The sequence below is a fragment of the Microbacterium sp. bgisy189 genome (assembly GCF_057707225.1).
In genome coordinates this window covers 85,826-106,591 of sequence record NZ_JBYIPT010000009.1, presented here as the reverse complement: position 1 = coordinate 106,591, position 20,766 = coordinate 85,826, and the positions used below count along the sequence as shown (strand labels likewise).

17 protein-coding genes are annotated in these 20,766 nt (G+C 68.2%); 5 read left to right on the top strand and 12 right to left on the bottom strand.

What is annotated here, in order from left to right:
* Positions 1-114 precede the first annotated feature (114 nt).
* On the top strand, positions 115-1,278 hold the full coding sequence (locus tag AC3ENX_RS11965) for a glutamate--cysteine ligase (protein ID WP_434812105.1): 1,164 nt from the start codon (positions 115-117) through the stop codon (positions 1,276-1,278).
* 4 nt (positions 1,279-1,282) lie between these two features.
* Here the strand turns inward: AC3ENX_RS11965 and ffh are convergent, their stop codons facing one another.
* From ffh to AC3ENX_RS11950, 3 genes are all read right to left on the bottom strand, one after another.
* The gene (gene ffh / locus AC3ENX_RS11960) at positions 1,283-2,830 is read right to left on the bottom strand and encodes a signal recognition particle protein (RefSeq protein ID WP_434812104.1); all 1,548 of its coding nucleotides are present in this window, start codon (positions 2,828-2,830) and stop codon (positions 1,283-1,285) included.
* A gap of 48 nt (positions 2,831-2,878) precedes the next feature.
* Positions 2,879-5,452: a PKD domain-containing protein gene (locus AC3ENX_RS11955; RefSeq protein ID WP_434812103.1), complete on the bottom strand. Its 2,574-nt coding sequence runs from the start codon at positions 5,450-5,452 to the stop codon at positions 2,879-2,881.
* Positions 5,453-5,746: 294 nt separating this feature from the next.
* Positions 5,747-6,715: a TetR family transcriptional regulator gene (locus tag AC3ENX_RS11950; protein WP_434812102.1), complete on the bottom strand. Its 969-nt coding sequence runs from the start codon at positions 6,713-6,715 to the stop codon at positions 5,747-5,749.
* On the opposite strand from AC3ENX_RS11950, the gene lipB reads away from it, so the two are divergent.
* Positions 6,685-7,443: a lipoyl(octanoyl) transferase LipB gene (gene lipB / locus AC3ENX_RS11945; RefSeq protein ID WP_434812101.1), complete on the top strand. Its 759-nt coding sequence runs from the start codon at positions 6,685-6,687 to the stop codon at positions 7,441-7,443. The two genes, AC3ENX_RS11950 and lipB, sit on opposite strands and share 31 nt — an antisense overlap.
* The gene (lipA, locus tag AC3ENX_RS11940; protein WP_434812100.1) at positions 7,440-8,453 is read left to right on the top strand and encodes a lipoyl synthase; all 1,014 of its coding nucleotides are present in this window, start codon (positions 7,440-7,442) and stop codon (positions 8,451-8,453) included. The genes lipB and lipA overlap by 4 nt, the downstream gene beginning before the upstream one ends.
* A gap of 11 nt (positions 8,454-8,464) precedes the next feature.
* Here the strand turns inward: lipA and AC3ENX_RS11935 are convergent, their stop codons facing one another.
* The 3 genes from AC3ENX_RS11935 to smc are packed head-to-tail and all read right to left on the bottom strand — an operon-like array spanning position 8,465 to position 13,429.
* A complete protein-coding gene (locus AC3ENX_RS11935; protein ID WP_434812099.1) occupies positions 8,465-8,965 on the bottom strand; it encodes a DUF2004 domain-containing protein in 501 nt (166 codons plus the stop codon).
* Between the two features lie 55 nt (positions 8,966-9,020).
* Entirely contained in the window at positions 9,021-9,893 is an 873-nt protein-coding gene (gene ftsY / locus AC3ENX_RS11930) for a signal recognition particle-docking protein FtsY (protein WP_434812098.1), read from the bottom strand.
* Positions 9,894-9,916: 23 nt separating this feature from the next.
* Positions 9,917-13,429 (bottom strand): chromosome segregation protein SMC, encoded by a 3,513-nt coding sequence (smc, locus tag AC3ENX_RS11925; protein WP_434812097.1) that lies wholly within the window; start codon positions 13,427-13,429, stop codon positions 9,917-9,919.
* A 428-nt stretch (positions 13,430-13,857) separates the two neighbouring features.
* On the opposite strand from smc, the gene AC3ENX_RS11920 reads away from it, so the two are divergent.
* Together AC3ENX_RS11920 and AC3ENX_RS11915 are read left to right on the top strand one after the other, a co-directional pair.
* Positions 13,858-14,106 (top strand): hypothetical protein, encoded by a 249-nt coding sequence (locus AC3ENX_RS11920; RefSeq protein WP_434812095.1) that lies wholly within the window; start codon positions 13,858-13,860, stop codon positions 14,104-14,106.
* Between the two features lie 47 nt (positions 14,107-14,153).
* Entirely contained in the window at positions 14,154-15,233 is a 1,080-nt protein-coding gene (locus tag AC3ENX_RS11915; protein ID WP_434812094.1) for a GNAT family N-acetyltransferase, read from the top strand.
* Between the two features lie 363 nt (positions 15,234-15,596).
* Here the strand turns inward: AC3ENX_RS11915 and mutM are convergent, their stop codons facing one another.
* Genes mutM through AC3ENX_RS11885 form a run of 6 tightly spaced genes read right to left on the bottom strand, consistent with a single transcriptional unit; the run spans position 15,597 to position 20,730 of the window.
* Positions 15,597-16,499 carry a bifunctional DNA-formamidopyrimidine glycosylase/DNA-(apurinic or apyrimidinic site) lyase gene (gene mutM, locus AC3ENX_RS11910; protein WP_434812093.1) on the bottom strand — a complete coding sequence of 301 codons (903 nt, stop codon included), beginning with the start codon at positions 16,497-16,499 and terminating at the stop codon, positions 15,597-15,599.
* Between the two features lie 4 nt (positions 16,500-16,503).
* Positions 16,504-17,193, bottom strand: a complete 690-nt coding sequence (rnc, locus tag AC3ENX_RS11905; RefSeq protein WP_434812092.1) for a ribonuclease III — start codon at positions 17,191-17,193, stop codon at positions 16,504-16,506.
* Positions 17,194-17,209: 16 nt separating this feature from the next.
* Positions 17,210-17,419 (bottom strand): 50S ribosomal protein L32, encoded by a 210-nt coding sequence (rpmF, locus tag AC3ENX_RS11900; RefSeq protein WP_050721097.1) that lies wholly within the window; start codon positions 17,417-17,419, stop codon positions 17,210-17,212.
* Positions 17,420-17,421: 2 nt separating this feature from the next.
* Entirely contained in the window at positions 17,422-17,970 is a 549-nt protein-coding gene (locus tag AC3ENX_RS11895; RefSeq protein WP_434812131.1) for a YceD family protein, read from the bottom strand.
* A 55-nt stretch (positions 17,971-18,025) separates the two neighbouring features.
* Positions 18,026-18,523: a pantetheine-phosphate adenylyltransferase gene (gene coaD / locus AC3ENX_RS11890; RefSeq protein ID WP_434812091.1), complete on the bottom strand. Its 498-nt coding sequence runs from the start codon at positions 18,521-18,523 to the stop codon at positions 18,026-18,028.
* 50 nt (positions 18,524-18,573) lie between these two features.
* Positions 18,574-20,730 (bottom strand): ATP-dependent DNA helicase RecG, encoded by a 2,157-nt coding sequence (locus AC3ENX_RS11885; protein ID WP_434812090.1) that lies wholly within the window; start codon positions 20,728-20,730, stop codon positions 18,574-18,576.
* Positions 20,731-20,766 lie beyond the last annotated feature (36 nt).

Sequence of the window (20,766 nt, the reverse complement as noted above, 5' to 3'; positions counted from 1 at the left end):
CTGCGGGTGGGCCGGCCGCTGGATAGAGGGTCGAGCGGGCGGTCCAACCGTCTATTCTGCCAGATCGTGACGTCGCCTGCGAACCGGCGGGCGGCCGCGTGTCAGACTGTGCGCATGACGGTCACGTTCGCACCTTCGGCCCGCTCATCGGTGGGCCTGGAATGGGAGCTGATGCTCGCCGACGGCACGACCGGCGACCTCGTCCCCCGCGCACCCGAAGTGCTCGAACTCGTCGAGGATGCCACGGCCCTCGAACGCTACACGGTGACCGGCGAGCTGCTCACGAACACGATCGAGGTCACCAGCGGCGTGGGTGACACGGTCGCCGCCGCCGTCGACGACATCGCCGACGCGATCGGCAAGGTGCGAGAAGTCACCAACCCCCGGGAGATCGAGTTGCTGTGCGCCGGGAGCCATCCGTTCGCGCAGTGGTACAAGCAGTCCGTCACCGACAAGACGCGGTACAACAAGCTCATCGACCGCACCCAGTGGTGGGGGCGCAACATGATGATCTGGGGCATCCACGTCCACGTCGGCGTCGAGGACGTCGCAAAGGTCCTTCCGATCGTCAATGCGCTCAGCGTGTACCTGCCCCACTTGCAGGCACTGTCTGCGTCGAGCCCCTTCTGGGCCGGGGAACGCACCGGCTACGCGTCGAACCGGGCGCTCGTCTTCCAGCAGCTGCCGACGGCGGGACTCCCCTGGCCGCTCGAGACCTGGCCGCAGTTCGAGTCGTACCTCGAAGACATGGTCCGCACCGGCGTCATGGAAGACGTCTCCGAAGTGCGATGGGACATCCGCCCCGCCCCGCGCTGGGGAACGATCGAAGTACGCGCCTGCGACGGGATGTCCACCCTTCCCGAGCTCGCCGCGGTGGCCTCGCTCTTGCAGGTGCTCGTCGAGCACTTCTCGCGCGAGCTCGACGAGGGAAGGACGCTGCCGACGATCCAGCCGTGGTTCGTGCGCGAGAACAAGTGGCGCGCGGCACGGTACGGGCTCGACGCGCGAGTCATCGTCGACCGCGACGGCACACAACGGCCGGTCGCCGAGCATCTGCGCGAAACCATCGAGCTGCTGCGTCCGATCGCGGTCGAGCTGCACTGCGAACGCGAGTTCGGCGGCCTCGAGCGCATCCTCTCGCAGGGCGCCAGCTACGCGCGCCAACTGCTCGTCGCCGACGCTGCCAGCGGCGACCTCTCAGAGGTCGTGCGCCACCTCATCCGCGAGTTCCGCGCCGGCCCCACGCTACGCGATCATCTCGCCGCGCTCACGAGGTGACTGCTCAGCCCTTGCCGAAGAGCTTCTGGATCTCGGCGAGGTCTTCGGCTGTCGGCTGCTGCTGACCTCCGAGCCCGAATCCCGACCCGGTGGCGGGTCCCTGCGACGCGATCCCGGCGTTCTCGGCGGCCCGCTTGGCGGGGTTGCCCGAACGTGAACCACCCGACTTCTTCTGCTTGTTGCCGCGTTTGGCCGACGCTCCGGGTTTACCGCCCATCGGCCCCATGCCGGGCATCGACGGGACGCCGCCGCGGGCCACGGTCTTCATCATCTTCGCGGCCTGCTCGAAGCGCTGCACGAGCTGGTTCACATCGGTGACCGTCATGCCGGAGCCGCGCGCGATACGCAGGCGCCGCGAACCGTTGAGCAGCTTGGTGTTCGTGCGCTCGGCCGGTGTCATCGAGCGGATGATGGCTTCGGTGCGGTCGATCTCGCGCTCGTCGAAGTTGTCGAGTTGCTGCTTCATCTGACCCATGCCCGGCAGCATGCCGAGCATCTTCTTCATCGAGCCCATCTTGCGCATCTGCTGCAGCTGTTCGAGGAAGTCCTCGAGCGTGAACTGCTCCTTGGCGAGCTTTTCGGCGACCTTCATCGCCTCTTCCTCGTCGAAGGCCTGCTGGGCCTGTTCGATGAGGGTGAGGATGTCGCCGAGGTCGAGGATGCGGCTCGCCATGCGGTCGGGGTGGAACGCCTCGAGGTCGTCGAGCCCCTCGCCCGTGGAGGCGTAGATGATCGGGCGGCCCGTGACGGAGGCGACCGACAGTGCGGCGCCACCTCGGGCGTCGCCGTCGAGCTTGGACAGGACGACGCCGGTGAAGTCGACTCCGTCCTGGAAGGCCTTCGCCGTGTTGACGGCGTCCTGACCGATCATCGAGTCGATGACGAACAGCACCTCATCGGGGTCTGTGGCCTTGCGGATGTCGGCGGCCTGCTTCATGAGTTCGGCATCCACACCGAGACGCCCCGCGGTGTCGATGATGACGACGTCGTGCTGCTGGCGGCGGGCGACTTCGACGCCCTCGCGTGCGACCTGCACCGGGTTGCCGACCCCGTTGCCCGGCTGCGGTGCATAGATCGCAGCACCGGCTTGCTGCGCGACGACCTGCAGCTGGTTCACGGCGTTGGGGCGCTGGAGGTCACAGGCGACGAGGAGCGGCGTGTGGCCGTCCTTCTCGAGCTGCTTGGCGAGCTTGCCGGCGAAGGTCGTCTTGCCCGATCCCTGGAGCCCCGCGAGCATGATGACGGTCGGCGGATTCTTCGCGAACTGCAGCCGGCGCTGCTGCCCGCCGAGGATCGCGACGAGCTCTTCATTGACGATCTGCACGACCTGCTGCGCCGGGTTCAGCGCGCGGTTGACCTCGTCGCCGAGGGCGCGCTCGCGCACCTTCGAGGTGAACTCCTTGACCACGACCAGTGCGACGTCTGCGTCGAGGAGGGCGCGACGGATCTCGCGCACCGTCCCGTCGACGTCGGCAGGCGTGAGCTTGCCCTTGGTGCGGAGGTTGCGGAAGGTCTCGGTGAGCCGGTCGGAGAGAGTGCCGAATGTCGCCATGATCCCCCGATTCTATCCGTCTGCGCGGGAGCGGCTCGGTCGATGGAATCAGGGCGGGGGTGCCAGGATGATCGTCCAGGTGACGCCATACGAACTCGCCGCATCTGCTGTTGCCGCGAGGCCCCCGTACGAGCCCGGTGGCACCGAGGCAGCACTGTCGGCGACGAGAATGGTCACGCGGCCTCCCCCGGATTGCGTCCCCGTTGCGCGGGAGGCGACCGTAGGCGGCGGATCGAGGGCGGCTGAGGCGCTGTCGCGATGCGCCCAGTACGACACACCCCAGGTGTTCGTGGCCGACACCGCAACCGATGGCGTCGCTCGCTGGGCGCTGTCACCATCGGCCGCGGCAGACGCGAGCGCGGCGACCTCCCCTGCACCGCGGTAGACGACAAGGGAGAGATTCCCCTTCGCGGAAGCTCCGAGCGCAACCGCCACCGTCGACCCGGCATCATCTGGTCCGGCGGTCCGTCGCCATACGGACGTGCGCAGGTTTCCGTCATCGCGCATACCCAGGACTTCCCACGTGCCGCCGCCGCTCACGGCACCCACAGTCGGCGTTCCGCTGACAGCGAGGAACAGCAGAAGGGTGTCGCCCGCCGCCACCGCAGCCGGCACCGTGAGCGAGTGTGTCGCCGACGTGCGGTCGCTCGATGCTGCGGCGACGTACTCGATCGACTCGTCCTGCGGCGTGGAAGCATTCGCGGTCCGCGTCGTTGTGGCCGTCGCCCCGTCCTCGTCCGTGACGGTCAGTCTCACTGTGTACGTCCCTGCAGTGTTGTAGGTGTGGGCCATCTGCGGAGGCGCTCCCGCACCCGATTGCGACCCATCGCCCCAGTCCCAACTGAAGTCGAGACCTCCCTCGGCATCCGACGAATCACGTCCGTCGACGGCGCAGCTGAGGCCGGAGCAATCCACGACAAAGGCCGATACAGGCTGCTGATTGGCGGGCGGCGATCCGTCCTGAGGTGCGAGAACGACCGTCCACGATGTCGTGGTCGTGCTCGCCGCCGTCGCGGTTGCGACGAGCCCACCGTACTGACCTCTCGGGACTGACATCGCGGAGTCTGCGAGGAGTCCTGTCACGCGGCCGCCTCCGGTCTGCGAGCCGTTACTGCGCACCGCCACGCCGCCGGGGGCGACCAGCGAGGAGCTGGCCGCGTCGCCGTGCATCCAGTACGAAACGGCCCAGCTGGCGTTGCCCTCGATATTGACGGTCGGGGTGAGGCGTGAGTTCGTACTTGCCGATTCGGTCCTCGCGGCGTAGCCCGCGATCGGGTCGCTAGCGGACACTCCTCGATAGGCGGCGAGCACCATATTGACCTTGGATGCCGAAGAGAGGGTCACACTCACCGTGGACCCGGCATCGGTTGCGCTCGCCACGCGCCGCCACACTGTCGTGCGGGCATACCCGCCGGCGATCGAGTCGATCTGGGTCCATCCTGCGGGCGTCGAGCGCGAGGCCGACGTGTTCTGGCTGAGGAACAGCAGCATCGTGTCCCCCGTTCGCACATTCGTCGGGATGGTGAGCGCGTGGCTACTCGCATTCGCATTCCTCGTCGCCTGGCCCACGTACGAGATCGTCTCGGCCGCGGGTGTGACAGTCACGGCCATCGCGTGCTGGTCAGTGGCACCCCTGTCGTCGGTGACCGTCAACCGAATCGTGTACGTCCCTGCATGCATGTACAGGTGATTCGTGGACGGGATCGCTGCTCCATCGTGCGTGGTGCCGTCCCCGAAGTCCCACTGGTAGCGCTGTATCGCGCCGTCAGGGTCACTCGACGCCGCACCCGACAAGGCGCACATCAGACCCGCGCAATCGACGTCGACATCCGCCGATGGAGTCTGGTTCGGTGAGGTGGACGCCCCTTTCTCGATGCGGAGATAGTCGATGTCACCGACGAAGTAGTCGCAGGTCGTACTGGTTCCGTTGCAGGAACTCTTGCCGCCGATCGACATGAGCGCGGTGTTGGAGATCGAGCCTGTCGAACCGGTCAGTCGGCTCTGACGAACGCCGTCGATGTACATCTCGACGTAGGCCGACGTGCGGACGCAGCGCAGAACATGCCACTGGCCGTCGTCGACTTCGACTTGGGAGTATCCCGTGCGAGATGCGCCATTGCCTCCCCGAAACAGGCAGCGGGGTTTGCCCGCCGGATTCTCGACCTTCCAGTACCCGCCCTGTTGCGTCCCCTGGCCCTTCTGCGCGATGTTCCCGAACGGATAGTCCGTGCGAAACCGGAGCGTGATCGAGAAGTCGCCCGCATCCGGGTTCAGGGAGCTGTGATGCGGAACGCGGTTCACATGGCCCGGGCGATACGCCATCTCCCCCGGCAGGACAGTGGCGAAACGGTGCATGCTCGCCCCTTGAAAGGCCTGACCGGTCGTGACGTCGGAGCCGATCGTTCCGTCGCGGCCATTGCCACTGGAGTCCACCAAGGTCGTCGCCCCGGCCGGCTCATCCATGCTGTAGAACGCCACGGTGTTCGTGGCGACCGCGCTCGCAGGGGCCGCTCCCACCGTGAGCCCTGCAGCGATCAGCGACAGTGCGCTCAACACCGTGATCGCGATACGAGTCGATGTGTTCGAGCGCCACGGCCGCGCCCGAGGTGCGGTGCGCCCCACGGCACAACCCTCCCCACGTCACCACCCCATCGGTGACAGTGTCAGGCATACGCCTCTTCCGGCGCCATCGCAAGAGCCCCTTCGGATCGACCCGAGGGGCAGCGTCGCCGAGTCGGGGTGCGCGACGGATCTTGTCACTCAGTTCGTCACACCGAGACGCCCTCCTTCGTCGAAACTTCGCCTCACCCTCTCCCTGTCGGGCACCTCGAGATTCGTCCGCAGTGACTCGCGAAACTCCACGAATGTCACGACATCGCGCGAGATTCGTGACATTCGTGAAGTCTCGCGCACGTGTCAGGCGTCGCCGAGTTCCTGGAAGAGGGTCACCTGCAGGGATGCCGGGGCGCGCAGGCGCGCGTTGCTCGAGCGCCACGGCGTGACGCGGGGCGTCGCCTGCAGCTCGGCACCGGCCTCGGTGAGCGTCGCGGTCATGGCGGCGGTGTCATCGACCTCGAACGCGAGACGGATGTCGTCACTCGGCGCGTCGCCGTCGGTTTCGACGCGGTCGATCAGGTCGATCTGTGCGGCGTTGGACAGCTCCAGCGTGGCGCGCCCCGCGCCGAGGATCGCGACGCGGGCGCCGCCGTCGCCTTCGTAGGACTCCTGCTCCGGCATCCCGACGACATCGCGATAGAAGTGCAGCGCGTGTTCGAACGCATCCGCTCTCGCGACGACGCGCAGCTGGCGGACCGGGCCGGGCATCGTCGACAGTGCAGCGTCGAGCGCCTCGCGGTACAGCGCGCGCAACGACGACGAGCCTGCGCCGGCGTGCGCCCACGCCTCGATCGCGGCGAGCACGGCACCGGCATGGGCGGCTCCGGCGACATCGGCTTGCAGGGCGCTGCACCCACCGGCTCGGAGTCGTTCGCTGATGGCGGTTGCGATCCGCGCTCGACGCAGTGCGGCATCCCGCACCAGTTCGTCGCCGATCGCCATCTGCTCTGCGTTCGCGATCGCCAGTGCGAGTGCGTCGGGTTCGAGCCCCTCGCCGAGTTCGTCGAGCGCGGAGCGCAGGGCGGCAGCGGTCGGCGGCCCCGCCGCGACGGCGCGTTCGAACGTGTCGATGCGGTCGTCGAGTGCATCCCACAGGACGTCGGCTTTCGCGGCGAAGTAGTTGAAGAAGCTCGACCGACTCACGCCGGCGCGCGAGGCGATGTCGGTGATCGACGTCGCAGCGAAACCGCGTTCGAGGAACAGCTCGCACGCGGCTTCGGCGAGGGTCTCGCGCGACGATGCGCGGGGTCTGCCGATTCCAGAGGACATGTCGACAGCCTATGGCGCGCCGTGACGGTTCCGACGGGCGTATTGTTGGACGCAATCCACAAACTCGCCACAAGCGAAGGAGCGCGATGCTCGACATCCAGACGGTGGGCCTTGCCCCCGCGTTCGTCCCCTACCAGGAGGGCTGGGCGCTGCAGCGCAGCATCCACGCCGAGGTGGTCGCGGGAGATCGCCGCGACACGCTGCTGCTCGTCGAGCACGAGCCGGTCTTCACGGCCGGGGCGCGCACGGCTCGGCACGAACGTCCGACCGATGGAACGCCAGTGGTCGATGTCGACCGCGGCGGCAAGATCACGTGGCACGGCCCCGGTCAGCTCGTGGGCTATCCGATCGTGCGGCTTCCCGAGCCGGTCGACGTCGTCGCGCACGTGCGGCGACTCGAGCAGATTCTCATCGACGTGCTGGCGACCTACGACATCGACGGCTACCGCGTCGACGGACGCAGCGGCGTGTGGGTGCGCCGCCCGCTGTCGGAGGACAAGATCGCCGCGATCGGCGTCCGTGTGCAGCGCGGCGTCACGATGCACGGGTTCGCGCTGAACTGCGACAACTCGCTCGCCCCGTTCTCACAGATCGTGCCCTGCGGCATCTCGGATGCCGGTGTCACAACGCTGAGCGAGGTGCTGGGCCGCGACGTCTCACCGGCCGATGTCGTCCAGCGAGTGGCATCGGCCTTCCAGACCGCGTATCCCGAGGAGGTCGCCGCGTGAGCGCCTGCGGAACCGGACCCGCGTCCGGCACGACGACCGCGCCCGCTGGCCGGAAGCTGCTGCGCCTGGAGGTGCGCAACGCCGAGACGCCCATCGAGCGCAAGCCCGAGTGGATCAAGACCCGCGCGAAGATGGGGCCCGAGTACCAGTCACTGCAGAAGCTCGTGAAGAGCGAGGACCTGCACACGGTGTGCCAGGAGGCCGGCTGCCCCAACATCTACGAATGCTGGGAGGACCGTGAAGCCACGTTCCTCATCGGCGGTTCGCAGTGCACGCGGCGGTGCGACTTCTGTCAGATCGACACCGGCAAGCCCGCGGACTACGACACCGACGAGCCCCGCCGTGTCGCGGAGAGCGTGCAACGCATGCAGCTGCGCTACGCGACCGTCACCGGCGTCGCCCGCGACGATCTGCCCGACGGGGGCGCGTGGCTGCACGCGGAGACGGTGCGCCGCATCCACGCCGACAATCCGGGGACCGGCGTCGAAATCTTGGCCACCGACTTCAACGGCGACCCGAAGCTGCTCGGCGAGGTCTTCGACAGCCGCCCCGAGGTCTTCGCGCACAATGTCGAGACCGTGCCGCGCATCTTCAAGCGCATCCGCCCTGCATTCCGCTACGAGCGCTCACTCGACGTGCTGACACAGGCGCGCGACGCAGGGCTCATCACGAAGTCGAACCTGATCCTCGGTATGGGCGAGACACCCGAAGAAGTCGTGCAGGCGCTCCAGGATCTGCACGATGCCGGGACCGACATCATCACGATCACGCAGTACCTCCGGCCGTCGCCGCGGCATCTGCCCGTGGATCGCTGGGTGAAGCCCGACGAGTTCGTGGGGTTCAAGGAGGAAGCCGAGCGGATCGGGTTCCTCGGTGTTCTCGCCGGCCCGCTCGTGCGCTCGTCGTATCGCGCGGGGCGCCTCTGGGCACAGTCGATGGTCTCGAAGGGCCGCGAGATCCCGACGCACCTGTCGCACCTCACCGACGGGGCGTTCGCACAGGCGGTCTGAGCAGGCCGGTGCTACTCGGCGCTGGTGACCGACTGGACGCTTCCGTCTGAGGTCAGGTTCACCAGCAGCACCTCTTCGGTCGCGTCGGGGTCGAGGGCGTACTCGAGCACCGCGAACGGGTCGCCGCCGCCGTGCTCGTCGGCGAGGATCGTCATGCTGACCAGCTGCAGCGAGCGGATGACGTCGACGTGGACATCTCCCGAGATGTCCACGAGCAGGGTCTCCAGCTCTTCACCGAGTTCTTCCTGCTGCTGCAGGATGTACTCGGTCACCTCGCTGGTGCGGTCGTCGAGTTCGGAGATCATCGCGTTCCGTGCGCTCAGGTCGATCGCCTCGAGCGACGAGATCATGCCGGCTGCCACGTCGAGCGCGTCGGCTGAGACGTCGTCTTGATCGGGCGCGGTGAGATCGACGGTGACCCTCTGGTCGCCGAAGTCGACCACCTCGGACCAGAAGATCGAGCCGTCCGGGCCGGACTCCAGCAAGCCGAAGTAGTCGTGCTCGATCGCCATACGCCCATGAAACCGCAACCGCGGGCCGCGCGCGACCCTGGATGGGCGTGTCGGGTCAGTCGACGAGTTGCGACGCGAAGACGTGCGGTGTGAAGCCGGTCAGATCGCCGATCCCCTCGCCTTGCCCCAAGAGCTTGACCGGGATACCGGTGCGCTCTTGCACCGCCAGCACAAAGCCGCCCTTGGCGGAGCCGTCGAGCTTGGTGATGACCAGTCCGGTCACACCGGCGTGCTCGAGGAACGCCTGCGCCTGCATGACCCCGTTCTGGCCGGTTGTGGCGTCGAGGACGAGGAGTACCTCACTGATGGGCGCCTGCTTCTCGATGACGCGTCGGATCTTGGTGAGCTCGTCCATGAGCCCACCCTTGGTGTGCAGTCGTCCGGCTGTGTCGACGAGGACGATCTCGGTGCCGGTGCGCTTGGCGTGGTCGATCGTCTGGAAGGCGACGGATGCCGGATCCTGGCCTTCTTGCTGTGGCCGGACGATCGTTGCTCCCCCACGCTCTGCCCACGTGGCGAGCTGGTCGACGGCGGCGGCGCGGAACGTGTCGGCTGCCCCGACGACGACAGACCGACCGAACCGCTTGAGATAGTTCGCGAACTTGCCGATCGTCGTGGTCTTGCCCACACCGTTGACACCGACCACCAGCACGACAGCCGGGCGTTCGGTGAGTTTGAGTGTCGTGTCGAAGCGCGCGAAGTGCTCTTCGAGCGACTCCTTCAGCATCCGCTGCAGGTCGCGCGGATCGGTTGTCCGGTATCGATCGACCTTCTCCCGCAGCTCGTCGACGAGCCGTTCGGTGATGTCGGGGCCGAAATCAGCGGTCAGCAGCGCGGTCTCAAGGTCGTCCCACGTGTTCTCGTCGATCGCGGGCGCCGTGAACATGCCGCGCAGGGCGCGCCCGAGCGACCATCGATTCTCAGCCATGTGTACAGCCTAGGCGCCCCGCCTCAGGCAGTCGCCTTCTCGCGGACACGCTGGCCCACAACTGCGGAGACGCCGTCCTGGCGCATCGACACACCGTAGAGCGCGTCGGCGATCTCCATCGTGCGCTTCTGGTGGGTGATGACGATGAGCTGGCTCGACTCCCGGAGCTGTTCGAACACGCCGAGCAGCCGGCCGAGGTTCGCATCGTCCAGCGCCGCTTCCACCTCGTCGAGGATGTAGAACGGGCTCGGGCGTGCCTTGAAAATGGCCGTCAGCAACGCCACCGCAGCGAGGGAACGCTCGCCACCCGAAAGCAGTGAGAGGCGCTCGATCTTCTTCCCGACGGGGCGCACCATGACCTCGATACCGGTCGTGAGCGGACTGTCGGGGTCGGTGAGCGCGATCGAACCGGTGCCGCCTGGAAAGAGGACCGGGAACACCTCTCCGAAGGCCACCTTCGTGTCTTCGAATGCGGCCAGGAAGATCGTCTGCATGCGCTCATCGAGCTCCTCGATGATCGTGAGCAGGTCGCTGCGGGTCTGCTGCAGATCGCTGAGCTGCTCGGTCAGGAATGTGTGGCGCTGCTCGAGCGCGGCGAACTCCTCGAGCGCGAGCGGATTGACGCGGCCGAGTTGCGCGAGCTTGCGCTCGGCATCCTGCAGGCGTCGCTTCTGCGTCGCCCGGTCGAACGCCGTCGACTCTCCGCCTTCTTCCGTGGATGGAATCTCCTGATCCGGGCCATATTCCCGAATCAGAATGTCTTCGCTGAGGCTCAACTCGGATCCGACCCGCTCGAGCAGGCTCGTCACGTGCAGACGCTGCTCGTGCATCTGCAGCTCGATGCCGTGAACACTCTCGGTCAAGCGTGCGAGACGCTCACGGACACCGGCATCCTGCGTGCGCAGCTGCGACAGCTCCTCCGTCAAGGCCGTTCGCTCCTGCTCGGCAGCGGCCAGCTCGACGCGGGCCTGGCTGACCGAACGGTCGACCGAATCCAGCAGCGGCGGCAACTGTCCGTGCACCTCGGCTGCGAGCTCGCGCTGCTGCCGACGGATGACGGCACGGCGGGCGGCCTCTTCGGCAGCGGCCCGCTCTCGCTCGCGCTGACGTTCCAGCTGAGCGACGCGAGCCTCACCCGCCCGCACCCGTTCTCGAAGCGTCTCGACATCCAACCGCGAACGCATTTCGCCTTCGCGCGCCGCTTCGAGCGCGTCCAGCAGCCCGTCGCGAGCCGAGGCGTCCAGGATCGGGCGCGGAGCCTCCTGAGCAGCGGCGAGGGCATCGTTCGCCGTCCGGGCGCCGGATTCGGCGTCGGCGACGGCAGCGGATGCCTGTCGGACACCGGCTTCGAGCCGCTCGCACTCGGCGGATGCCGCCTCGTGCCGGACGGTCGCGCGGTTGACCTGTTCGGTGTGGGCGGCCAGCGCGGCATCGTGCTCGCGCAGGGTCTGGAGCGTTTCCCTCGTGCGACGACGCGCGTGGTCCCACGCTTGTTGCGCGTCCGCGAGCGCCTCCCGCAGCGAGTCGGCCACGATGGTGATCTCACCGAGGCGGTCGGCCGCGGCGTCGCGTTCGGCACTCAGTTCGAGCCTCGATCGCCCCACGCCTGAGCCGGCGCGCACCGTGTACTCGGTGACGATCTCTCCGGTGCGGGTCACGATCGTGACCGGCCCGCCGACCTCCCGCGCGGCAAGCGCGGCACCGACGGTGTGCGCAGCCTTGAGGTCGTCGACGACAGCGACGAACGACAGCACCCCGAGCACACCTTCGGGCCCCGTGACCACGTCACGTGCGGCGACGACACCGTCGATTCCGCCGAGCGGTGGGGTCATGGCACCGGCGCCCGCGATCGCGATGTCGACCGTGCCGAGATCTTCGTCGCGTACCGTGTCGACCAGTCGCAGCGCGGCATCCACGTCGTCGACGAGCACACCCTCCGCGAGTGATCCGAGCGCAGCCGCGATCGCCGCCTCATACCCGGGCTTGACCTTGATCGCATCGCCGACAAGGCCGCGGACGCCGGGGCCGCCTCGCTGCACGAGCGCAGCCGCGGCATTGCGCACATCCAGGGCTCGCGAGAGCGCGGCAGTCTGCGCGGTGAGCGATTCCACTTCGCGCTCGGTCGCATGGAGCCGTTCGCGCAGCTCGCCGACCTTCGCCTCCGCGTCGGCGGCGTCGCGCTGGGCGCGCTCGTAGGCCGACGAATGCTCGGCTGCGGACTGCTCAGGGACGAGGTCGGGATCGATGCCGGCGAGCACCTCCTCGGCCTCCGCGCGGCGCTGCTGGGCCGCGTCGAGCGCGCGCTGCTGCCGCTCGACGGCCGCGCGAACCGCGTCGAGCTTTGAAGCGGCCGCCTCGGCCCGGCCCCGCAACGACGCGAGTCGCATGTCGTGCTCGGAGACGAGCGCGCTCTGGGCGGCGATGTCGACATCGAGCGCATCGAGTTCGGCGCGCGCACGGATGACGTCGCGCGCCGCTGAGGCCGCGGCATCCTGCGCATCGCCGAGGCCGCTCGAGATCTCGTCGATCTCGTTGCGTGCCTCGTCGATCGACGCCTGGCTGACTGTCGCGACTTCGATCGCGAGCTGGCCGTCGTCCTCGAGCAGTGCGAGTCGCTGCCCGGCGAGCGAATACAGTCCGCGAAGCCGCTCCTGCACCTGTTCGAGCGAGAATGCGACCGCTCTGGCGCGATCGACCGCTTCGGAACGCTGCGAGTTCTCGAGCTCGTCGATTCGGGTCTTCAGCTGGTCGGCCTGGTCCTGCAGCACGAGGCGTTCGGTGTGGCGTTCCTGCTCGTTGCGCGCGTGGTCGGCGAGTTGCGTGCGCAACGAGACCAGCTCAGCCGCGTACAGGCGCGCTTTCGCGTCACGGACCACCGCTGCGATCGTCGCCGCCTCGCGCGCGATCTCGGCCTGCTTGCCGAGCGGTTTGAGTTGGCGCCGGAGCTCGCCGGCGAGGTCGCTCAACCGGGTGAGGTTCGCTTCCATCGCCTCGAGCTTGCGGAGGGTCTTCTCCTTGCGACGGCGATGCTTGAGGATGCCGGCCGCCTCCTCGATGAACCCGCGCCGGTCCTCCGGGCTCGCCTGCAGCACGCCGTCGAGGCGGCCCTGCCCCACGATCACATGCATCTCGCGCCCGAGCCCCGAGTCGCTCAGGAGTTCTTGCACGTCGAGCAGACGGCATCCCTCGCCGTTGATCGCGTACTCGCTGGCGCCGTTGCGGAACAGCGTGCGACTGATCGTCACCTCGCTGTACTCGATCGGCAGCGCCCCATCGCTGTTGTCGATCGTGAGCTGCACCTCAGCGCGCCCGAGCGGGCCGCGCGTCGACGTGCCGGCGAAGATGACGTCTTCCATCTTGCCGCCGCGAAGCGTCTTGGCCCCCTGCTCACCCATGACCCACGCAAGCGCATCGACGACATTCGACTTGCCGGATCCGTTGGGTCCGACGATGCAGGTGACGCCCGGTTCGAGCTGGAACGTCGTCGGCTGCGCGAACGACTTGAAGCCCTTGAGCGTGACGCTCTTCAAGTGCATTCGGGGTGCCTCCGGCTCGGTGTCGTGTACACGCTATCGGACGGTGTCTTGACGGGACGCCTCGACGCGCGCTAGTGTCACTGCTCGCATCAGAAGTCGAGAAAGGAGGTCCCGAGATGATTTCAATGCACGCCACCCGCCTGACCGCAACCGGCACAGGCAACGCGTTCCGCACGTCCGGGACCGTCTCCTTCGGCGCCGCGCTTCGCGCATACCCCTCGGCCTGCTGACAGACTCCGCAGCACCGAGCCGCCGTCCCGCCGGTTCTCACGGGTACGACTGCGTCCATCTGGCGCGTCGGCCCATCTGTCCCGCCGCATCGCCCGGTATCACCTCGATACCCGCCGATCCCGTGCTGCCGCACGACCCCGCCGTCAGGAGCCTGCTCCCGCGGCACATCTGCACTTCCTCTCGAGAAGAGGACCATCGTGAACACCGTGTCCACGTCGCAGCACCGGCTCGACCACACGCTGCGACATCCCATCGTGCTCGAGCGCCCCGCGCGCACGAGCCTGCCCGACCGCATCGCGATGCGCATCGCGCTCGCGCTCGTGCTGTGGAGCACACGCCCACAGCCCGACCACACCACCGTCGCGCGGCGACGCGCTGCGGTGGTCGCCCAGTCGACGCGCGAGCACGCCTGGCTGCGCGATCACCGCACCCTTCCCCTCCTCTGACCGGGTGGGGTCCCTCGACGGGGCCCCACCAAACGAACGGAACACACATGAACGCTTCACCCGAGGTCGAGTTCCGACCTCTCACCGTGCCGGCATCCATCGATGCCGCCGACGCCGCCGACTTCATCGAGATGGTGGCCGTCCGCAACACCGTCTACCGCGAGATCAGCGGCAGCGACGACGAGGCGATGAGCCCCGAAGAACTGCTGCCGTACTTCGCGCCCGACCCCGATGAGACGCGCCGCATGTGGGTCGTCGTCGAGGGCGGGCGAATCGTCGGCCGCGTCGGCGTCGACATCCCGCATGAGGCCGGCTCACGGGTCGCCTTCTGGTTGATCGAGCTGCTCGAATCCGCACAGGGGCGTGGCATCGGCACGCGCGCATACGAGCTCGTGGAGCAGACGGCCCGCGAGTTCGGCCGCACCGTGCTGCAGTCGTGGGCAGAACACCCCGACGCCCCGGGCGAGCGACTCGACTCCCCCACCGGGTTCGGGTCGATCCCGATCGATCGGCCGGCACGGTTCTATCGCCGGCTGGGTTACGTGCTGGAGCAGGTCGAGCGCAAGAGTCTCCTCGACCTCGCCGAGAGCCGCGCCGAGATCGATCGTCTGCTGGATGTCGCGCGCGCCGCATCCACGGGATATCGCGTCGTGCAGTGGACGGCCCCGACGCCGCCTGAGCACGTCGCCGGCTACGCCTGGGCGAAGTCGCGCATGTCGACCGACGCACCGTCGGCAGCCATGGAGTTCGATGAGGAGACGTGGGATGCCGAACGCATCGCGCGGCACGATGCCCGGTACCTGGAATCGGGGCGCACCGTCCTGGTGACGGCAGCTGTGCATGAGGCGTCGGGCGACGTCGTCGCGTTCAACGAACTCGTGATCGGCGAGGACCACGCCGCCGTGACGCACCAAGAGGACACCCTCGTCCTCAAGGAGCACCGCGGCCACAAGCTGGGCCTGCTCGTCAAGTGCGCCGGGCTCGTCGCATGGCGGGAGGTGGCGCCGGCGTCGCCGCGGGTGATCACCTGGAACGCCGAAGAGAACCGACCGATGCTCGACATCAACGAGGCGATCGGCTTCGCTCCGGCCGCCTACAACGGCGCCTGGAAGAAGGTGCTGGCGTGAGCGCGCCGCTCCCCCGTCAGGAAACGTGCTCGAGCAGCCGCGATCGTGACAGGCGAGCGTCCCACCGACTCACGCCACGCGCTCGCCTGTCACGAAAGGTGCCCGCGCAGCCACGATTGTGACAGGCGAGCCCTGGGGGCCAGCCGTCCTCGACCGCTGTCGACTTCGTCCAGTACTGGTTCGACACTCAGCCGAACCCGCGCGCGTCAGCAGTTTGGCGATGCGCGGCACGAGCGCCGCACGGTCGGCCTCGGAGAGATGCCGCAGCGCCTCCCTGAGTTCCTCTTGGGTGCCGTCCTTGCATCCGGTGGCGCCGGCGATAGCAGCCTCGAGTCGTTCGTAGGTTGCGTCCACGCCACGAGGCTACTCGGCGCGCCGACGTCGCTGGCACGACGCGCAGAAATGCGACGACCGGTTCGTGAAGGCCACCCGCACGATGGATCTCCCGCACCTCGGGCACGGGTCCCCCGTGCGGCCGTACGCGTTGAGAGAATGCGCGAAGTAGCCCGCCTGACCGTTCACGTTGACGTACTGCGCGTCGAAGCTCGTTCCGCCCTCTGCCAATGCTTTCTCGAGCACGGCACGCACCGCCGCCAACAGCGACCCCACCGCCCGCGAAGACAGCTCGCGCGCGGGCTGCTCGGGGTGGATGCGGGCAGCCCACAGCGCCTCGTCGGCGTAGATGTTGCCGATGCCGCTGATGACCGTCTGATCCAGCAGCACCCGCTTGATGCCGGAGGCCGATCGCGAGAACCGTGCGCGGACAGCCTTCTCGTCCAGCGCAGGGTCCAGGGCGTCGCGGGCGATGTGCGCCACCTGCGTCGGCACCGTCGCCGCGGCGTCACCGAACCCGCCGGGCGCGCCATCCGGTGTCGGCTGGAGCGCGTCGACGGCGAGGGAGCCGAATGTGCGTTGGTCCGCGAACGCGATCGCGAGATCGCCGTGCACGGGGTGGGCGACGTCGAGCCGCACACGTTCGTGACGTTCGGGCGGTGAGCCGGGCGCGCGAAGCAACAGCTGTCCACTCATCCCGAGATGACCCACGATGGCCTCGGCGCCGCCGTCCAGGGGCAGCCAGAGGAACTTGCCGCGTCTGGCCGCCGCGAGCACTGTCCGACCGGTGAGGGTGCGCTCGAAGTCATCGCCAGAACCCGTATGCCGAGTAAGCGCGCGTTCGTCGAACACACTCACCCCGGTGATCGTGGCCGTGGTGACCGCCGGCGCGAGGCCCGCGCGAACGACTTCGACCTCTGGAAGCTCGGGCACGGGGTCAGTCGCGGGCCGACAGGTCGCGCCACACCGCGAGGGCGCCTGCCATCTCGGCCTGCTTCTTGCTGGACCCCTGCCCCGTGCGGCTCACCTCGCCGACGGTCACCGTCGCGCTGAAGACGCGGTGGTGGTCAGGGCCGGTCGCTGAAACCGCATATGCGGGAGGGGTGAGCCCGAGACGGGCAGCGAGCTCTTGCAGACTGGTCTTGGGGTCCATCGCGGCGCCGTAGCGCTCGGGGTCGGCCATGAGCGGCTCGACCAGGCGCAGGACGAGCGCCGTCGCCGCATCGGCCCCGGCGGACAGGAACGCGGCACCGAGCACGGCTTCCATCGTGTCGGCGAGGATCGAATCCTTGTCGCGGCCGCCGGTCTGGTCCTCGCCGCGTCCGAGCAGGAGGTGCGAGCCGAGTCCGATGGCACGTGCCACCTCGGCCAGGGCGACGGTCGAGACGACCGACGCGCGCCGCTTGGCCAGCGCACCCTCGTCGAGATCGGGATGCCGGGTGAACAGATGCACCGTCACGGCCTGCCCGAGGATCGAGTCGCCGAGGAACTCGAGACGCTCGTTGTGCGCGATGCCGCCGTTCTCGTACGCGTACGAGCGATGTGTGAGGGCAAGCGACAGAAGCTCGGGGTCGATCTCGACCCCGAGCTTGTCGGTGAGCCCGTTCGGCTGAAACGCGTCATCCACGGCGAACGCCGTCGGATCAGACGTCAGCGACCTTGCGACCCTTGTACTCGAGGAACAGCTCGGTGCCCTGCGAGTCGGTGACGACCTTGGCCTGGTGCGGGCGGCTGTAGACGACCTTGCCGTTCTCGACGGTCTTGACCAGCGCGGGCGCCTCAGCCTTCCACTGCGCGCGGCGCGAGCGGGTGTTGGAGCGGGAGACCTTGCGCTTCGGGGGGTTACCTGCCATGGCTAGCTCTTCTCTGTGTTGTCGACGACGTGGCTCTGCGCCTCGTCATCGTGGTCTGTGGTGTAGGCCTGCAGCGCGGCCCAGCGCGGATCGATCGGGGTTTCCGGCTCGGCACCTGCGGTCAGCTTCTCGCCCGTCGTCGGGTCGAGCCCGGGGCAATCCGGCTGACACACCGGCTGGAACGGAAGCGAGAGGACGATCGAATCCCTGACCGGAGTTTCAAGATCCACGTGGTCGTCTTGAAGCTCGAAGTCGTTCGCTTCCTGCCCAGGATACCCGAAGAGCTCTTGAAACTCGACTTCGACAGGCGCGGCGATGTCGGTGAGGCATCGACCGCATACCCCGGCATACCGCGTCCGAATATCTGCGGTGACCAGGATTCCCTCGTGCACGGACTCCAGACGGACGTCGAGTTCGATCGGCTCGCCGGCCGCGACCGCCACGAGTCCTTCGCCCCATTTGGCCGGCGCGGGGACCGAGACCTCGAACTCCCGCATCTCGCCGGGGCGCCGCACGATGTCGTGCGCGGGGAACACGAACGGACCGCTCACATGCTTTCTGACCACTCCGACATGTTAGTCGCCGCGCACCGGGTGCGGGTCGCGATCAGATGTCGCGGGCGCCCGTGTCGAGGAAGCGCGCCACCGGTCCAGGCACGTACGGTGAGACGTCGCCGCCGAGCGCGGCGACCTGACGCACCAGTGAGCTCGACACCATCGCGTGCGACGGGTCGGGCAGCAGGAACACCGTCTCGATCTCGGCGAGATCGCGGTTGACGATCGCCATGGGCGTCTCGTAGGCGACGTCGACCTGGGAGCGGATCCCCTTCACGAGCACCCCGGCACCGACATCGCTCGCATAGTCTACGAGCAGCCCCATGCTCCACGATGCGACGACCACGTCGCCTGCGATCTGCTGCTCTTCGATCGACTGCTCGAGCAGCGTCAGGCGCTGCGCGATCGGCAGCATCGCCTCTTTGCCCGGGTTGTGGACGACGAGCACGTGCAGCTGGTCATACAGGCCTGCGGCGCGACGGATCACATCGAGATGGCCGAGGGTGGGCGGGTCGAACGAGCCGGGGACGACGGCGATCCGGTTGTTCATGGAACCCAGCTTAGGGGCGCGCACCAGACACGCGTGTCGCGGTGTGCCGCTCAGTTCTTCGCGAGTGCTGCGCGTTCCTCGAGCCCGACGCGCCGTTCGATGGCCGAGGCGAGACCGGGGTGCCGGTCCAGGTCGGGGTCGGCGTCGATGACCCGCTCTGCGGCGGCACGGGCTTCGGCGATCAAGTCGGCGTCGGCCACCACACGCAACAGTCGCAGCGATGAGCGGGCACCCGACTGCGCGTCGCCCAGCACGTCGCCTTCGCCGCGCAGTTCGAGGTCGACTTCGGCGAGGGCGAACCCATCGGTCGTCCCGGCGACCGCCTCGACGCGTGATCGTGCGGGCGACCCCGCAGGAGCCTCCGTCACGAGCAGGCACAGGCCTGGCAACTCACCTCGACCGACCCGACCGCGCAACTGGTGCAACTGCGACACGCCGAATCTGTCGGCCTCGAGGATGACCATCGTCGAGGCGTTCGCGACATCGACACCGACCTCGACGACCGTCGTCGCCACGAGCACGTCGACCTCCCCGCGGGCGAACGCCTGCATGACGGCATCCTTCTGCTCGGAGGGCATCTTGCCGTGCAAGATCTCCACGCGCACCGACGCGAACGACGGATGCCGTGCCAACAGCTCACCGACCTGCACGACGCCCCATCGGGTTCGCGGTTGCTCCCCCGGCATTTCGGGAGCCGCCGGCGCTTCGGACTGCTCCGCCGCTTCGGCATCGATCGCGGCGCACACGACGAACGCCTGATGCCCGGCCGCGACCTCTTCGGCGATCCGCTCCCACACGCGAGCGAACCACCCGGGCTTCTCCGCCAGTGGCGCCACGTGCGAGGTGATCCCTGCGCGCCCGACGGGCAACGTTCGGATCGTCGACACGTCGAGGTCGCCGAAGACGGTCATGGCCACCGTGCGCGGAATCGGTGTCGCCGTGAGCACGAGCACATGCGGCGCGGTGCCCTTCGCGCGCAGCGTCTCGCGTTGCTCGACGCCGAAACGGTGCTGCTCATCGACGACGACCAGTCCGAGGTCCGCGAACGTCGTCGACTCGCTCAGCAACGCGTGTGTGCCGACGACGATGCGCGCCTGCCCCGACGCCACCCGCAGGGCCGCCTTTCGACGTTCCGCCGCGGGCAGTTGCCCCGTCAGCAGCGTCGGCATCAGCTCGGGCGCGAGCTTCGGGCCCAGCATCCGGGCGATCGATCGCACGTGTTGGGCGGCGAGCACTTCGGTGGGTGCGATCAGCGCCGATTGCCCACCCGACTCGGCGACCTGCAGCATCGCCCGCAACGCCACGAGCGTCTTACCTGAGCCGACCTCGCCTTGCACGAGTCGGTTCATCGGCCAGTCGCCCTGCATGTCGTCTGCGATCTGGTCGCCGACGGCGATCTGATCCGGGGTGCGTTCGAACGGCAAGGTCGCATCGAAATCGCGCAGGAGTCCTCCCGGAGCGCGACGTACGGCCGACAGGGCCCGCACCCGCTGGCGCTGCTGCAGGAGGGCCGCCTGCAGCACGAACGCCTCGTGCATGCGGAGGGTATGCCGCGCGATCTCGATCTCGTCGAGCGAGGCCGGCGTGTGGATGCCGACGATCGCCGTGCGCGCGTCGACCAGGCCGTGCGCCGCGCGCAGGTCATCTGGGAGCGGGTCCGTCACCTCGCCGAGGGAGGCGAGGACGAGCGCAACGACCTTTTGGAACTGCCAGCTCGGCACCGTGGAGGTGGCCGGGTAGATGGGGATCGGCAGGTGCTGCTGTGCCTCGGCGCTCGCTCGCGCCTCGTCGACGTCGTCGAACATCTCGTAGGCCGGATGGGCGAACTGCTTCACGTGCTTGAACTCGCCGACCTTGCCCGAGAAGATGCCCTGCCGACCCACCTGCAATTCGTTCTGGCGCCAGGCCTGGTTGAAGAAGGTGAGGCTGACGGTGCCCTCACCGTCGCTGATCACCACCTCGAGGAGCGAGCCGCGCTTCTGACGCATCGGCCGCACCGACACGGAGCGCACCTCGGCGACGATCGTGACCTGCTCACCGACCGGGAGCGACGCGATCGGCGTCAGCTCTCCCCGACGCGCATACCGGCGCGGATAGTGAGCGAGCACATCGCCTACCGTCGACATGCCGAACGCGCGCGACAGCGCGGACGCGGTCTTGCCCCCGACGATCCCGTCGATGCGGGACTCGAGGCTCACCGTCGGCATGCAACGAGTCTAGGGTCGGCTGCGGACACGACGGTG

What these genes read in the sequence shown, in the direction of transcription:
- coaD (WP_434812091.1), bottom strand. Translation starts at nt 18,523, where the DNA reads ATGAACAACCGGATCGCCGTCGTCCCCGGCTCGTTCGACCCGCCCACC.
- AC3ENX_RS11965 (WP_434812105.1), top strand. Translation starts at nt 115, where the DNA reads ATGACGGTCACGTTCGCACCTTCGGCCCGCTCATCGGTGGGCCTGGAA.
- AC3ENX_RS11950 (WP_434812102.1), bottom strand. Translation starts at nt 6,715, where the DNA reads ATGTCCTCTGGAATCGGCAGACCCCGCGCATCGTCGCGCGAGACCCTC.
- AC3ENX_RS11915 (WP_434812094.1), top strand. Translation starts at nt 14,154, where the DNA reads ATGAACGCTTCACCCGAGGTCGAGTTCCGACCTCTCACCGTGCCGGCA.
- ftsY (WP_434812098.1), bottom strand. Translation starts at nt 9,893, where the DNA reads ATGGCTGAGAATCGATGGTCGCTCGGGCGCGCCCTGCGCGGCATGTTC.
- AC3ENX_RS11885 (WP_434812090.1), bottom strand. Translation starts at nt 20,730, where the DNA reads ATGCCGACGGTGAGCCTCGAGTCCCGCATCGACGGGATCGTCGGGGGC.
- AC3ENX_RS11935 (WP_434812099.1), bottom strand. Translation starts at nt 8,965, where the DNA reads ATGGCGATCGAGCACGACTACTTCGGCTTGCTGGAGTCCGGCCCGGAC.
- lipB (WP_434812101.1), top strand. Translation starts at nt 6,685, where the DNA reads ATGCGCGGGGTCTGCCGATTCCAGAGGACATGTCGACAGCCTATGGCG.
- ffh (WP_434812104.1), bottom strand. Translation starts at nt 2,830, where the DNA reads ATGGCGACATTCGGCACTCTCTCCGACCGGCTCACCGAGACCTTCCGC.
- smc (WP_434812097.1), bottom strand. Translation starts at nt 13,429, where the DNA reads ATGCACTTGAAGAGCGTCACGCTCAAGGGCTTCAAGTCGTTCGCGCAG.
- rpmF (WP_050721097.1), bottom strand. Translation starts at nt 17,419, where the DNA reads ATGGCAGGTAACCCCCCGAAGCGCAAGGTCTCCCGCTCCAACACCCGC.